The organism is Streptomyces sp. NPDC101490, from assembly GCF_044767145.1.
Lineage (GTDB): Bacteria > Actinomycetota > Actinomycetes > Streptomycetales > Streptomycetaceae > Streptomyces.
Genome location: NZ_JBIWNI010000023.1, coordinates 21,786 through 36,168, shown reverse-complemented (window position 1 = coordinate 36,168; position 14,383 = coordinate 21,786). Strand labels below are relative to the sequence as shown.

Genomic DNA, 14,383 nt, shown 5'->3' with positions numbered 1-14,383 from the left:
GCACTCCTGTCTCCGGAGCGGTCAGTTCCAGGCGTTGTTCTGGTTCTGGGCGTGGGAGCCGTGCTGTCCGGCGCCGAACTGGGCGGCGACGCCCTGGCCCGTGGCCATGTGCTGCGGGGGCATGACCTCGCTGGGCTGGACCAGGGCGAAGCCCTGGCCGAGGAAGCTGAGCTCCCAGCCCTCGCCGGTGTCGCCGCGTCTGCGGCGGACGCTGGAGCTGTGTGTCTGCGCCTGCATCTGGACGCGCAGTCCGGTGGACCAGGCGACGATCGCGTCCGCGTCGACGCTGACGTACTTGTCGGGTGTGACGTGCATCATCAGAGGCCGGCCCGAGGTCATCAGGGCGACCTTGCCCCGGCCCGAGATGTTGAGCTGGTACTTGCCGGTGCCGGAGACGCCGTACTGGCTGTCGACGGCGATGACCTCGGTGTGGAGGGTGGAGTCGAGCGCGAGCACATAGGCGCTGTCGACGGTGAGGCCCTCCTGCTCGACCTCGACGACGTGCACGTGCTGGGCGAGGTTGGCGAAGTAGACCGTGCCCTGGCCGGAGCAACGCATGAGGTCGAGGCCCTCGCCGGTGCCGGCGCGGGACTGTCGCTGGTTCGTGGTCTGGTACTCGCCGTCGAAGTCGATCAGTCCCTGGTACGCGACCATGGCGCCCTTGCGGGCGAGGACGTCGTCCTGTCCGGTGAGGCTGACCCGCAGGAGCTGCGGGTTCTGGACGACGTACCGCTCCTGGCTCTGCTGCTCGGCGTGGTGGAAGAGCGGGCTCTGCATGGTGTTCTCGCTTCCCTCAGCCCCGGGCCCGCAGGCGGTCGGTGCTGTCCTCGCTCGGCTGTACGACGACGATTCCCTGGCCGGAGAAGGCCATCTGGTAGGCCTCGCCGCTGCCCCGCCCGATGAGCGAGGACGCCTTGAAGCTGCGCTTGCCCTTGACCTTGAGCGACGGCGACCAGGCGACGAGCGCGTCGGGGTCGACGTACGTCTCGTCCTCGCCGCTTCCGCAGTCGACGACGACCGGGGTGCCCCGGGAGGTCAGGGCGACCCAGCCGGTGCCGGTGATCGTGACGTTGAACAGGCCCTGGCCGGCGATCTTGGCGAGTCCCTTGACCCGCTCGACGCCCCACTGGAGGTGGGCGTCGAAGGCGAGCACATTGGTGCCGTTGACGGAGAGGGAGTCGTTCTGGAGGTTGACCACGACGACGTCGGCGCCGTAGTCGGCGAGGTAGAGCAGTCCGTCTCCGGAGCACTTCATGACCGGGGTGCTCTCGCCGGTGATCCACTGCTGGGCGACCTGGCGGACGGCGGGCGGGTTGGGCTCGTAGGTGATGAAGCCCTCGTAGGCGATCATCGAGCCGGTCCTGGCGTAGAGGTCCTGGCCGGAGGCCATGGCGACCTTGAGCATGGCCTGGCCGTGGTTCTCCATCCGGGCCACGACGGGGGTCGGGGCGTAGCCCGCGAGTTGCTGGTTCATGTCTTCGGGCTCCCTCAGACCTCGTAGGGCTGGACGACGACGAAGTTGCCGGGGGCTCCCCGGAACTGGAGGTTCACGGTCTCGCCGCTGTGGCCGGGGTAGGCGTTGCGGCGCAGCCGCACCTGGCTGGAGAGGATGACCTGGGACGCGGCCGACCAGGCGACGACGGCGTTGCTGTCGACGAAGGTGGTCGGGGTGACGGGCAGCACGACGGGGAGGCCGTGGGTCTTCACGACGACGGTGCCGGTGCCCTGGAACTGCATGGTGAAGAGGGCACCGCCGGGGATGCCGTGGCCCTCGATGCGCCGCACCTCGTACTGGAGGGACTCGTCGAACGCGAGGACGTTCTCCGCGGAGACGCAGATGGCGTCGCCCTGGAGCTCGATCGGGTGCAGGTGGGAGCCCTCCTCCGCGAGGAAGACCTGGCCTCGGCCGGTGCAGCGCATGAGCTGCATCTCCTGGCCCGTGGCGTTGCCGACGATCCGGCCCGCGAAGCCCGCGCCCTTGTAGCCGAAGTCGACCTTGCCCTGGTACATGACCATGGAGCCCTGGCGGGCGAGGACGGGAGAGCCGCCCGTGCCGAGGTCGACCCGCATGAGCTGCTGGTTCTGCGGGGTCCAGCGGGCGCCGGTGGCGGTCTCCTTGTACGGCGCGAGGGCGGCGGCGAGGCCCGCGCCACCGGCCGGGACGCCCCCCGGGACACCGGGCTGGGACCCGTGCGCCGGGGTCTGCCCGTACGGGACGGGGACGGCCTGCCCGTAGGGGGGCTGGCCCTGCGGCGGCCCGTAGGCGCCGGGCGGCTGCTGTCCCGGGAACTGGCCGGAGTGCTGGCCCGGGGGCTGTCCGGGGATCTGGCCGTACGAAGGAGCTCCCGGCGGCTGCCCGTAGGGGGCGGGGGCCGGGCCGGGCGGCGGGACGGGCGCGTGCACCAGCGGGGCCACCATCGTGGGTGCCGTGTGGACCGGCGGCACGGGTCCCGGGGGTGCGGGAGCCGGGGGCACGGGCGGCGCGGCGGGCGCGCCGAACGCGGGGGCGGGTGCCGGGGGTGCGGGGGCGGGTCCCGGTGGCGGTGCGAAGGCGGGCGGCGCGAAGGCGGGTGGTTCGGCGCCCTGCGGCGGGGCGAAGCCGGGGGCCGGGGGCTGCTGCGGCTCGGCGGCGGGCTCCTCCTCGGCGACCTCGCCGCCGAAGTTGCGCAGGAGCGCGTCCAGACCGCCGTCGAAGCCCTGGCCCACGGCGGCGAAGCGCCACACGTCCTTGAGGTAGAAGTCGCCCAGCATCACCGCGCGCTCGGTGGAGAACTCCGAGCCGGTGAACGCGTACCGCGCGACCTCCTCGCCGCCCGCCACGATCCGCAGGTGGCCGGGGCCGATCTGGGACATCTGGCCCGCGCCGTCGACGGTCGCGGTGAAGGACAGCTTGTGGACGTGCGCGGGAACGCGGTCGAGCGTGACGCGGAAGGACTCGGTGTCACCGGCCTGGGCACCCAGGAGCTGGACGGACTCCTCGGGCGTCTTCGGCTGGTTGAAGAAGACGAAGTACCGGTCGTCGGAGAGCCGCTCCTCGGCGTCGAGCCCGAAGCAGCTGATGTCGAAGGTCAGTCCGGGTGCCGAGATCTGGACGCCGACGTACAGATCCGTCCCCGCGGTCAGATCGCTGATCCTGGCCTTGTGGCCGCGTTGGAATTCCCTGGCCATGCGTTAGACCGTCCCCCATCCCGAATGGCTGTGTGCTCGCGCCAGGCTAACCGCTGGGTACGACATCCAGACAGGGCCGATGGATTTCGGTACGGAATCGGGAAACATTCCCGGAACGGCCCCGAAGCTCATTCCTCGTGCGCGTCCGGCGGGTGCGGGAGACGGTCGGCGGCGGCCACGCCCTCCAGGTAGCCGCGGGCCCGCTCGGTGCGCGGATAGGCGTCCAGGAGCTGCCAGAACTCCGGTCCGTGCCCGGGGACGAGCAGATGGGCCAGCTCGTGCAGGAGGACGTAGTCGACGACGTACTCGGGCATGCCCCGGAGCCGGTGGGAGAGCCGGATGCTGCCCTCGGCGGGGGTGCAGGAGCCCCAGCGGCTGTTCTGGTTGGTGACCCAGCGCACCGAGCCGGGGCGGGCCCGGCCTTCCAGGTACTGCTCCGAGAGGTGCCCCGCCCGCTCGGTCAGCTCGCGGTCCCCGAGGACGCCCCGGTTCTCCCGGGCGGCGAGCTTGTCCAGCATCACGCCGACCCAGCGGCGCTCCTCCGCCTCGGACATCCGGGCCGGGATGAGCACCACGGTCCGGTCGCCCTCGCGGTAGGCCGAGACGGTTCTCCTCCGGCGTGCGCTTCTGCGGACCTCGACCGCGCTCGGCCCCGCACCTCGGTGCGGTTCTTCGGTCACGCTGCGCTGTGGGTCGGCGGGCACGGTCCCGACGTTACCCGCTGCCGACGCGGGAAGTCCTGTGTCGGGGGTTGTTCCGGGTCGGGTCGGGGTCGGTTCCGGGTGGGTTCCGGGTCGGTTTCCTGAACGGTCCGGGGCCGATACGGGGCTGTTCCGCAGCGGGTACCGGGCGCATTCGAATGACTAATCCCCCTGCCCTGTGGACAACTTTCCGCACGGTTCGCGGCGGCGGGGCATTCTCGGTCCGGACGGCGAGAGAACCGATGTCGATCATGAAATATGCGGGTACGGAACGAAGGCGGGGGCGGGAAATGCATCCGATGGTGAAACCGGCGCTGCGGCGGGCCTGGCGGGGGCTGCGCCGTGTCCAGTTCGGCGTCACCCCGGCACACGCGGTGGTGCTCGATCCGGTCGCCCCGGAGACGGCGGCGGTGCTCGGGCTCCTCGACGGCACCCGGGGCGTGGAACTGCTGCGGGCCGAGGCACGGGCGCGGGGTCTGCCGGACGGACACCTCGACGCCCTCCTCGGGCGGCTGCGGTCGGCCGGGCTGCTCGCCGACGCGGCGCACGGCAGGCCCGGCAGGCCCGGACCGGCGGCCGGTCCCGGGGACACCGCCCTCGATCCGCTGCGCGCCGATCTGGCCTCGCTGTCCGTGGTCCATCCCGAGCCGGGACGGGCGGTACGGGTGCTGGCGGCCCGGCGGGCGCTGCGCGTCCAGGTCAGGGGCGCGGGGCGGGTGGGGACGACGGTGGCGGCCCTGCTGTCGGCGGCGGGCGTGGGCACGGTCGAGGTGCTGGACTCGGGTCGGGTCGAGCCCTGGGAGACCTCCCCCGGCGGACTGCCGGACGAGTCGGTGGGCGAGCGACGGGCCACTGCCGCCCGGCGCTCGGTCGGCCGGTGGCGCAGAAGGCCGGGGCTGCGGGTCGGCCCGGGTGGGAGCGACGGCCCCGGGCCGGGGGGCCCGGGGCGGGACGGTGACAAGGCGCGCGGCGGTGACAAGGGGTACGGCGGTGACCCGATGCCCGGCGGTGGCCTGGGACAGGGAAGTGGCGGTGGCGGTGGTCGTGGCCGGGAGTACGGCCGCGACCAGGGAGGTGGTGGTGGCCGGGGGCGTGGTGGTGGCTCCGGGCGTGGCCGTGGTGCGGCGGGGCGGGGCCATGGACCGGGTGAGGGTGTCGACGGGGCCGGGCTGTCACTCGTCGTAGTGACACCGAGGGACGGGCTCGGGGCGTACGTCCCCGATCCGGTCGCCGCCGGTCCCTTGATCGCCACCGGCACCCCCCATCTCTACGCGGGGGTCCTGGAGGCGACGGGCGCGGTCGGGCCGCTCGTGCTGCCGGGCGGCACGGCCTGCGCACGCTGTCTCCAGGAGGGCCGGACGGACGGGGAACCCGACTGGCCCCGGCTGCTCGCCCAGTGGCGCTCGGGCGCCCCGCAGCCGCTGCCCGCCTGCGATCTGGGGCTGGCGACGGCGGTGGCGGGACTGGCCGCCGCGCACGCGCTCGCGTTCCTGGACGGGGACCTCCCGGCGAGCACGGGCACCCGCTGGGAGACGTCACTGCCGTTGCTGGAGTGGCGGGCGGAGCGGCTGAGGCCGCATCCGGCCTGCCCGTGTGGGGCGGCACGGGTGATGGAGGGGGAGCGCACCTCGTCGGCCGGAGGGACGCAGGACACAATGGCGGGGTAACGGCTCTGCGCGGCACGGCAGTCTGGGTTTTGGAGGGGCGTATGTCTGATCTTCCCCGGAAGGCGGTCACCCGGACCGCCAAGTTGGCCGCGTTGCCGCTCGGCTTCGCGGGCCGGGCCACCTGGGGTCTGGGCAAGCGGATCGGCGGGAGATCGGCCGAGCTGGTCGCCCGCGAGCTCCAGCAGCGCACGGCCGAGCAGTTGTTCAAGGTCCTGGGCGAGCTGAAGGGAGGGGCCATGAAGTTCGGGCAGGCGCTCTCCGTCTTCGAGTCGGCCCTCCCCGAGGAGGTCGCCGGTCCCTATCGGGCGGCGCTGACGAAGCTCCAGGACGCGGCGCCCCCGATGCCGACGCGAACCGTGTACGCGGTCCTGGAGGAGCGGCTCGGCGAGGGCTGGCGGGAGCTGTTCTTGGAGTTCGAGGACAAGCCCTCGGCCGCCGCCTCCATCGGGCAGGTGCACCGGGCGGTCTGGCACGACGGGCGCGAGGTCGCCGTCAAGGTGCAGTATCCGGGCGCCGGGGAGGCCCTGCTCTCGGATCTGACGCAGCTGAGCCGGTTCGCCCGTCTCCTCGGCCCGCTGATCCCCGGCATGGACATCAAGCCGCTGATCGCCGAGATGCGGGACCGGGTGTCCGAGGAGCTGGACTACGGCCTGGAGGCGGCGGCGCAGCAGAGGCACGCGGAGGAGTTCTCGGACGATCCCGATGTGCGGGTGCCCGCGGTGGTGCACCGGGCGGAGCAGGTCCTGGTGACCGAGTGGATGGAGGGCGTCCCGCTCGCGGAGGTGATCGCGGACGGCACGCCGGAGCAGCGGGACAGGGCGGGGCAGCTCCTCGCCCGTTTCCTCTTCTCGGGCCCGGCGCGCACGGGGCTGCTGCACGCCGATCCGCATCCGGGGAACTTCCGGCTGCTGCCGGGCGACGTCGAGGACGCGGGTCCCTCGGACTGGCGGCTCGGCGTGCTGGACTTCGGCACGGTGGACCGGCTGCCGGGCGGGCTGCCGGAGACGATCGGGCACTGTCTGCGGCTGACGCTCGCGGGCGAGGCGGAGGGCGTCTACGCGTCACTACGGGCGGAGGGCTTCGTCAAGGAGTCCGTGGCGCTCGATCCGGACGCGGTCCTGGAGTACCTGCTGCCGATCATCGAACCGGCGGAGGCGGAGTCCTTCCGCTTCACCCGGGGCTGGATGCGTGCCCAGGCGGCCCGGATCGCCGACCCCCGCTCCCCCGCCCACCAGTTGGGCAAGCAGTTGAACCTGCCGCCGTCGTACCTGCTGATACACCGGGTGACGCTGAGCACCATCGGGGTGCTGTGCCAGCTCGGCGCGACGGTCCGCCTGCGGGACGAACTGGAGGAGTGGCTACCGGGCTTCGTCACCCCCGGCACCGCCACCGCGACCACCCCCAGCACCCCCGCGGCCACGGCGACGGAGGAGAAGCCGTCCTGAGAACGGCTCCGCGACCGTCCCGCCCAGATCATGGACCGGCTGGTCTTCCGGCATGGCGGGGACGTTCCTTACGGGGCTCGGAGGGCAGGGCTCGACAGGCTGGGGCTGGACCGGCGGAGTTCGGCCGTGACGACGGTGGGCAAGTGGTCCCGCTCATCGTGACGTGCCGGACCTGGGTCGAGACGCGCGTTCCTACGGCGGTGCTCGGTCCCGGGGCGTCGAGCCGCGCACCGCGTATACGGGGCACTTCTCCGTGGACCGGCCCCGCAATGGGACCGATGCCAGGACCGGAGAGAGGAGAAGGAAAGGAGAGGAAGGGGAGGGAGGGGGAGGGAGGGGCGGGGGGGGAAGCCGGGGTTGTTCTTCTCGCACGGCGGCCCCGGCTCAGGGCGGCGGCCCGCACATGACCCGCGCGGCCGCATGACTCCGGCGTCCCGGGGCCGACCCGGGGCTCACCACCAGGTGGAGTCGAGACGGCCCTCGATCGACCGGATGTTGGCGCGGGCGCAGTCCTCGCAGAAGTAGGCGCGTCGGCCGTTCTCCACCGAACAGGTCCAGGTCAGCGGCAGGCTGTCGGTGGTCCTGCCGCAGCGCGCGCAGACGAGGGGGTCCTCGGGGGTACGGACGTCGTTCACCCTGGTGACGATAGCCCGGCGGAGAGCGACCGCCCCGACAACGCACCGCGGGGGCCGGTCCGTTCGGACCGGCCCCCATGGGGCGCCCCCGAGGGGCGCGGGATCTGCTGGACGCGTCCGGAGGGCCGCCGTCGGGCGGGTCACTCCGGGGGGCGGCCTCAGTGCATGACGGCCATGGCCAGCGCGCGGCGGGCACGGAGCGAGACGCGCTCCGCGCGACGCTGCATGCGCCGGGCGGCGATCAGGCGCACGGCCTGACGTTGCGCGTCGGCCTCACGCTGTCGCTCATGCATATGAGCACGAGCCAAGGCTTCTGGGATGAGTTGCATTTCACGGGTCCTGTTCTGACGCGCGACGGGCGCGGCGGAGGGAGAGAAGGCTGGGGTGGCGGAGCCGGCGGGCTCGCTGGTGGAAGAGGTCATCGGGGCCTGCTTCTGGGGATCGTGCGTGAGGGGACGGTCGATGGTTCCGGTGGCGTTCATGCCGCGACCGGGTTCTTGCGCGGACGGCCACGGGGCCGCTTGCGGGCGACAACCACGCCCTGGACGAACAGCTCGCCACCCCAGACACCCCAGGGCTCGCGGCGCTCCTTGGCACCGGCCAGGCAGGCGGCGACGAGCGGGCAGGTCCGGCAGAGGGACTTGGCGTACTCGACGTCGGCCGGGGACTCCGCGAAGAACACCTCGGGGTCGTAGGCGCGACACGGAACGGGGACGCCGAGGTTCTCGATGGCGTCGTCGAGCGCGGTGAGCGCGGTGAGGGGGGTCAAAGCGTGGTCCTCCGTGAGGCCGGTCTGGGGGATCGTTTCGGAAGGCGGTACGGACGGGGCGTGCGCTTCGAGTTGCACGGTGTTCTTTCCTCGTCTGGTCGTTCCGGCCTGTTGGCCGGGGTTTCGGCTGGTACCGGGCGGTGCTTCCCCGAGGCGTCTTCGTGGCGTCGTCCCCGTTCGGGGACAAACAGAAGGGCCGCGGATCCCGGGTGGGGTTCCGCGGCCCTGAAGGCGCCGGTCTGATCATGGATCAGACTGGATCACTCCAGGGTTCGAGCCCACGGAAGGCCCACATTGTGTGGTGCTGCGTCAACTGCTGGTTTCCGGCACCGGTCGCCGCAAAGTCATAGGCCGTGGCCTTGCCCGCTGCTTCCCGTGCCTTGGTCGGTCGCTCATCCCGCAGGACCCGAGCGGCAGCCACACCGAGACCGGACAGACCGGTGACGGGGAGGGTGGCGACGGGCAGACCGGTGGCGATGAGAGCCGAGCCGGAGAAGCCGAGCGTGCAGGAGGAGACGACCGAGCGATCGGTCATTTTGGCCGTGCTGACGAAGCCGGCGGTGCTGGTCTGGTCGATGAAGCTGATCACTGCAATTCGCCTCCTCTCGGCGTCTCGGAGGACTCGGGTGCGAGCCGGGCCCTCATGTTTATTTGGACAAGTACACCACGAACACAGGGCTTCGAAGAAGCCGCTGTTTCCGTGGTTAAGAACCTATGGGGCCTGACGGGGCAGGCGCAAACTATTTTTCCGATGAGTTTTCATCAGTCCTCGTCGGCACCCGCTCCACCCTCCTCACCTGCGCAGATGGCCAGGACATCGACGCCGAAGCGGTGCAGCTTGCGGGTGCCGACACCGGAGATCACCGACAGCTCACCGTCGGTGGCGGGGACCCGCTCGGCGATGGCCATCAGCGTCTTGTCGGTGAACACGCAATAGGCGGGCTGGCCGAGTTCCCTGGCCTGCTCGGAGCGCCAGTCCCGGAGCCGCTCGTAGAGGCCCTCGTCCATGTCCGAGGGGCAGTCCTCGCAGCGCAGCAGCTTCATGGCGCCCGCCTCGGTGAGGGTCGCCCCGCAGACCCGGCACAGGACCGGGCCGCGCGGCACGCGCCGGACGGTGGTGCCCCGCTCGAAGGAGCCGGAGCCGCCGGACGCGACGGTGCCGAGGGAGCCGGAGCCGGGCCGCAGCCCCTTGAGGAAGCGGCTGGGCCGCCGGGAGGCCCGGCCGCCCGGGGAGCGGGAGAGCGCCCAGGAGAGCGTCAGATGGGTCCGGGCGCGGGTGACGCCGACGTACAGCAGGCGCCGCTCCTCCTCGATCTGCTCGTCGGTCTTCGCGTAGGTGATGGGGAGCATTCCCTCGGTGAGGCCGACCAGGAAGACCGCGTCCCATTCGAGGCCCTTGGCCGCGTGCAGCGAGGCGAGCGTCACTCCCTGGACGGTCGGGGCGTGCTGGGCGGCGGCCCGCTCGTCGAGCTCGGCCACCAGGTCCGAGAGGGTGGCGCCCGGCCGGGCGCGGGCGAAGTCCTCGGCGAGCCGGACGAGGGCGGCGAGGGACTCCCAGCGGTCCCGGACGGCGCCGGAGCCCGCGGGCGGCCGACTGTTCCAGCCCTTGGTGGACAGTACGGCCCTGACCTGCGCGGGCAGGTCCTCGGCGTCGTCGAGGAGGGAGTCGTTCCCGCCTGCGCGGGCCGCGCCGCGCAGGGCGATGCCCGCCTCCCGTACTTCCTGGCGCTCGAAGAAGCGCTCGGCACCTCGCAGCTGGTAGGGCACCCCGGCGTCGGCGAGGGCCTGCTCGTACACCTCGGACTGGGCGTTGATCCGGTAGAGGACGGCGATCTCGCCCGCCGGGACCCCGGCGGCGATGAGGTCCCGGACGCGCCGGGCGGTGCCCTCGGCCTCGGTCGGCTCGTCGGCGTACTCCGTGTAGACCGGCTCGGGGCCCCGGTCGCGCTGTGAGATCAGTTCGAGCCGGTGCTCGGCGGCCCGGCCGCGGGCCTGGCTCAGCAGACCGTTGGCGAGATGGACGACCTGCGGGGTGGAGCGGTAGTCGCGGACGAGCTTGACCACGGTGGCGCCGGGGTGGCGGGCGCGGAAGTTCAGCAGGTGGTCGGGGGTGGCGCCGGTGAAGGAGTAGATCGTCTGGCTGGCGTCGCCGACCACGCAGAGGTTGTCCCGCTCGCCGAGCCACAGGTCGAGCAGCCGCTGCTGGAGCGGGGAGACGTCCTGGTACTCGTCCACCACAAAGTGCTGGTACTGGCTCCGGATCTGGTCCGCGATGTCGTGCCGGTCCTGGAGGATGCCGACCGTGAGCAGCAGCACGTCCTCGAAGTCGATCACCGAGCGGTCGCGCTTCAGCTGCTCGTACAGCGCGTAGATCTGGCCGATCTCGGCCGGGTCGCGGGGGGCGTCCCTGAGGGCCTTGGCGACGACGGCGGGGTAGTCGGCGGGGACGGTCTGGGTGACCTTGGCCCACTCGATCTCCGCGGTGACGTCCCGCAGCTCGTTGCGGTCCAGGCGGACGCGGCAGCGGGCCGCCGCGTCGGCGACCAGCTGGATCTTCCGCTCAAGGAGCCGGGGCAGCTCGCCGCCGACTGCTTTCGGCCAGAAGAACTGGAGCTGGCGGAGGGCCGCGGAGTGGAACGTGCGGGCCTGGACGCCGCCCGCGCCGAGCTGCCGGAGCCGTCCGCGCATCTCGCCCGCGGCACGGTTGGTGAACGTGACGGCCAGCACGCTGGCGGGCTGGAGTCTGCCCGAGCGCACCCCGTAGGCGATGCGGTGGGTGAGCGCCCGCGTCTTGCCCGTGCCGGCTCCCGCCAGCACGCACACCGGGCCGGTCAGGGCCAGGGCGACCTCGCGCTGCTCGGGGTCGAGCCCGTCGAGCACCGCGTCGGCCGTCTCCGGGACCTGCGGGAACAGAGTGGAGTGCGTTGCTGCTGTCACCCTCCAATGCTGCCAGGTCCGGCGAGGGGGACGCGGAGGCTTGTCCACAGGGGAGCACCGCCGGTCATACGAATGCCGGGAATGGGACGGACACGGCGTACGTTCTTCTTCTGGCACCCGTCAGCGAACCAAGAGGAGCGCCTCGCCATGCAGGGCACTGTGACGATGTACAGCACCACGTGGTGCGGCTACTGCCGTCGGCTGAAGAGCCAGATGGAGCGCGAGGGCATCGCGTACACCGAGATCAACATCGAGCAGGACCCCGATTCGGCGGCGTTCGTCGAAAAGGCCAACGGTGGCAACCAGACCGTTCCCACGCTGCTGGTGGTCGCCCCCTCGGGTACCGAGTCGGTTATGACGAACCCGAGCCTGGCGCAGGTCAAGCAGGCTCTCGCCGCCTGACCCGATCCCTCTTCCGGACGGCCCCTCGGGACGCGTCGGTCCCCTCGGGTACGCCGTCCCCCCGGTTCACCGGGCGCGGGAGGCGTGACAGAACCCCCGGCCGGGGCGCGAGCCACCGGCCTGGGGTTCTTTCCGTGTCCGGAACCGGAGCACGGCCCGGAGGCCGGGCCTCCTCGCCCGCTCCGGGGGTCCTGGCCTCCCCGCCCGCCCGGGGCCCCCTCGCGCGCGCCGGGGCCCGGACCGGCGGCTCAGACCAGGTCGCCCGGCTTCGGGAGCGGCTTGCCGTACCAGCGTTCGATCAGGCGGGAGGCGATCGAGATGCCGTACGGGGGCAGCACCTCGCCGGACTCGAAGCCCGCGGTCAGGTCCTCGCGGGAGAACCAGCGGGCCTCGTGGATCTCCTCGCCGTCCACGGTGATCTCCGCGGAGGAGGCGCGGGCGAAGAAGCCGAGCATCAGGCTGGAGGGGAACGGCCAGGGCTGGCTGGCGATGTACTCGACCTCGCCGACCGTGACGCCCGCCTCCTCGAAGACCTCGCGGGCCACCGACTGCTCGATGGACTCGCCCGGCTCGACGAAACCGGCCAGGGTCGAGAAACGGCCCTCCGGCCAGTGCACCTGGCGGCCCAGGAGCGCCCGGTCCTGTTCGTCGGTGACCAGCATTATCACCGCGGGGTCGGTGCGCGGGTAGTGCTCGGCCCCGCAGGCCTGGCAGCGGCGGATGTGCCCGGCGGCGGCGATCACGGTCCGCTCGCCGCAGCGCGAGCAGAAGCGGTGCAGGCGCTGCCAGTTCTCCAGGGCCACGGCGTGCACCATCAGGCCCGCCTCGCGGTCCGAGAGCAGCAGCCCCGCCTCGCGCAGCCCGGCGGGGCGGGCCGACTGGTCCATGCGGCCCGGCAGGGAGTCCTTCTGGAGCGCGAAGTAGGAGACGCCGTCGGCGTCCGTGCCCAGGAAGTAGCGGTGGGTCTCGGTGACCGGCGCCTCGAACGCCGGGGTCATGACGAGTGCGGTGGTGCCGTCGGGCAGGTCGTCGACGAGCACCTGTCCCCCGGAGACCACGAAGACCCGGGTGGTGGGGTGGCTCCAGGCGGCCGCGAGCCACGCCTCGTCCAGGCGGTGGTGGGCGGAGCGGTCGATGCCGCTCGGGGCGGTGAGCGAGATCGGGCGGTCCGGCGGCACGTTCTTCAATGGGCTCACAGGTGCTTCCAACTCCCCCGGATCGGTGTGTGGGTTCAGCGCGCGGCGGTGCGGAGGGCGGCGGGCAGGTCGCCCCACAGGTGCGCGGTCGTCTCGACGCCCTTCATGAGGAGACCGATCTCGATCTTCTCGTCGGGGGCGTGCCAGCCGTCGGACGGGACGGAGATGCCGAGGAAGAGGACGGGCGCGCCCAGGACGTCCTGGAGGTCGGCGGCCGGTCCCGATCCGCCCTCGCGGGTGTAGCGGACCTTGGCGCCGTCGAAGGCGCGGCTCATCGCCCCGGCGACCGCCTTGAGGGCGGGGTGGTCGAGCGGGGTCAGACAGGGGCGGGTCGGGGCGCCGAAGACGATCCCGTACCGGATGCCCTCGGGGACGAGTCCGGCGAGCCAGTCCCGTACGGCCAGTTCGATCTTGTCCGGGTCCTGTCCCGAGACCAGCCGGAACGACAGCTTGAGCTGGGCGGAGGCCGGGACGATCGTCTTGCCGCCGGGGCCCTGGTAGCCGCCGCCGATGCCGTTGACCTCGGCGGTGGGGCGGGCCCAGACCCGCTCCAGGGTGGTGAAGCCCGCCTCGCCGAGGGTGCCGTGCGACTTCGCCGTGCGCAGCCAGGCCGCCTCGTCGAAGGGCAGCTCGGCGACGAGGGCGCGCTCGGCCTCGGTGAGTTCGGTCACGCCCTCGTAGAAGCCGGGGATCGCGACGCGCTCGTCGGCGTCGTGGAGGGCGGCGACGATCCGGCCCGCAACGGTGGCCGGGTTGGGGACGGCGCCGCCGAAGGAACCGGAGTGGATGTCCTGGTCGGGGCCGTACAGCTCGATCTCGCAGTCGGTGACGCCGCGCATTCCGGTGCAGACGGTGGGGGTGGTCTCGGACCACATGCCGGTGTCGGAGACGATCACGGCGTCGGCGGCGAGCCGCTCGGCGTGGGCCTCGACCAGGGCGCGGAAGTGCGGGGAGCCGGACTCCTCCTCGCCCTCGACGAGCAGCTTGAGGTGGACGGCGGGGGCGGTGCGGCCGGTGGCGGCGAGGTGGGCGCGGACGCCGAGGGTGTGGAAGAACACCTGGCCCTTGTCGTCGGCGGCGCCGCGCGCGTACATCCGGCCGTCGATCACGGTCGGCTCGAAGGGCTCGGTCCGCCAGCCGTCCTCGCGGGCGGCGGGCTGCACGTCGTGGTGGCCGTAGACCAGGACGGTCGGCGCCTCCGGGTCGTCGGAGGGCCATTCGGCGAAGACGGCGGGGGCCCCTTCGGTCTCCCAGATCTCGGCGGTGGTGAAGCCGGTCTCCGTGAGTGCGGCGGCGAGCCATTCGGCGCTGCGCCGTACGTCCCCGGCCCGGTCCGGCTGGGCGGACACGGAGGGGATGCGCAGCCACTCGGCGAGGTCGTCGAGGAAGGCGGCACGGTGCTGCTCGATGTACGTGCGTACGGCGTGGACGGCGCTGTCCGGGGTCTCGCTCATACCCCCGAG

Annotated in this window: 14 protein-coding genes; 3 read left to right on the top strand and 11 right to left on the bottom strand. The window is 72.4% G+C overall.

The features are described 5' to 3' along the window. Positions 1-21: 21 nt before the first annotated feature. The 4 genes from ACIRQY_RS29585 to ACIRQY_RS29570 all read right to left on the bottom strand — a co-directional run bounded on the left by ACIRQY_RS29585 (position 22) and on the right by ACIRQY_RS29570 (position 3,872). Positions 22-777, bottom strand: a complete 756-nt coding sequence (locus tag ACIRQY_RS29585) for an AIM24 family protein (protein WP_351781681.1) — start codon at positions 775-777, stop codon at positions 22-24. Positions 778-793: 16 nt separating this feature from the next. After that, positions 794-1,474, bottom strand: a complete 681-nt coding sequence (locus ACIRQY_RS29580) for an AIM24 family protein (protein WP_403930834.1) — start codon at positions 1,472-1,474, stop codon at positions 794-796. A 14-nt stretch (positions 1,475-1,488) separates the two neighbouring features. Beyond that, entirely contained in the window at positions 1,489-3,168 is a 1,680-nt protein-coding gene (locus tag ACIRQY_RS29575; RefSeq protein ID WP_403930833.1) for a TerD family protein, read from the bottom strand. A gap of 128 nt (positions 3,169-3,296) precedes the next feature. Beyond that, positions 3,297-3,872: a M48 family metallopeptidase gene (locus ACIRQY_RS29570; protein ID WP_351781676.1), complete on the bottom strand. Its 576-nt coding sequence runs from the start codon at positions 3,870-3,872 to the stop codon at positions 3,297-3,299. A gap of 287 nt (positions 3,873-4,159) precedes the next feature. On the opposite strand from ACIRQY_RS29570, the gene ACIRQY_RS29565 reads away from it, so the two are divergent. Then, complete coding sequence (locus ACIRQY_RS29565; RefSeq protein ID WP_403930831.1) at positions 4,160-5,536, top strand: ThiF family adenylyltransferase; 1,377 nt, start codon at positions 4,160-4,162, stop codon at positions 5,534-5,536. Positions 5,537-5,577: 41 nt separating this feature from the next. Continuing rightward, the gene (locus ACIRQY_RS29560; protein WP_403930829.1) at positions 5,578-6,981 is read left to right on the top strand and encodes an ABC1 kinase family protein; all 1,404 of its coding nucleotides are present in this window, start codon (positions 5,578-5,580) and stop codon (positions 6,979-6,981) included. A 452-nt stretch (positions 6,982-7,433) separates the two neighbouring features. On the opposite strand, the gene ACIRQY_RS29555 is transcribed toward ACIRQY_RS29560, so the two are convergent. From ACIRQY_RS29555 to ACIRQY_RS29535, 5 genes are all read right to left on the bottom strand, one after another. Beyond that, positions 7,434-7,616 (bottom strand): hypothetical protein, encoded by a 183-nt coding sequence (locus ACIRQY_RS29555; RefSeq protein WP_351781670.1) that lies wholly within the window; start codon positions 7,614-7,616, stop codon positions 7,434-7,436. A gap of 158 nt (positions 7,617-7,774) precedes the next feature. Continuing rightward, complete coding sequence (locus ACIRQY_RS29550) at positions 7,775-8,098, bottom strand: hypothetical protein (protein ID WP_351781668.1); 324 nt, start codon at positions 8,096-8,098, stop codon at positions 7,775-7,777. After that, positions 8,095-8,463 (bottom strand): WhiB family transcriptional regulator, encoded by a 369-nt coding sequence (locus ACIRQY_RS29545; RefSeq protein ID WP_384856680.1) that lies wholly within the window; start codon positions 8,461-8,463, stop codon positions 8,095-8,097. Before ACIRQY_RS29545 ends, ACIRQY_RS29550 begins: the two co-directional genes overlap by 4 nt. Positions 8,464-8,635: 172 nt before the next feature. Then, entirely contained in the window at positions 8,636-8,974 is a 339-nt protein-coding gene (locus ACIRQY_RS29540; protein WP_351781665.1) for a hypothetical protein, read from the bottom strand. Between the two features lie 173 nt (positions 8,975-9,147). Next, positions 9,148-11,322 carry an ATP-dependent DNA helicase UvrD2 gene (locus tag ACIRQY_RS29535; RefSeq protein ID WP_403930827.1) on the bottom strand — a complete coding sequence of 725 codons (2,175 nt, stop codon included), beginning with the start codon at positions 11,320-11,322 and terminating at the stop codon, positions 9,148-9,150. 147 nt (positions 11,323-11,469) lie between these two features. Between ACIRQY_RS29535 and ACIRQY_RS29530 the strand changes: the two genes are divergently transcribed. Further along, the gene (locus ACIRQY_RS29530) at positions 11,470-11,724 is read left to right on the top strand and encodes a glutaredoxin domain-containing protein (protein ID WP_351781661.1); all 255 of its coding nucleotides are present in this window, start codon (positions 11,470-11,472) and stop codon (positions 11,722-11,724) included. Positions 11,725-11,972: 248 nt separating this feature from the next. Here ACIRQY_RS29530 and nudC read toward each other — a convergent pair whose 3' ends face one another. Together nudC and ACIRQY_RS29520 are read right to left on the bottom strand one after the other, a co-directional pair. Beyond that, a complete protein-coding gene (gene nudC / locus ACIRQY_RS29525) occupies positions 11,973-12,920 on the bottom strand; it encodes an NAD(+) diphosphatase (protein WP_351781659.1) in 948 nt (315 codons plus the stop codon). 35 nt (positions 12,921-12,955) lie between these two features. Further along, positions 12,956-14,374 carry a dipeptidase gene (locus ACIRQY_RS29520; RefSeq protein ID WP_403930825.1) on the bottom strand — a complete coding sequence of 473 codons (1,419 nt, stop codon included), beginning with the start codon at positions 14,372-14,374 and terminating at the stop codon, positions 12,956-12,958. Positions 14,375-14,383 lie beyond the last annotated feature (9 nt).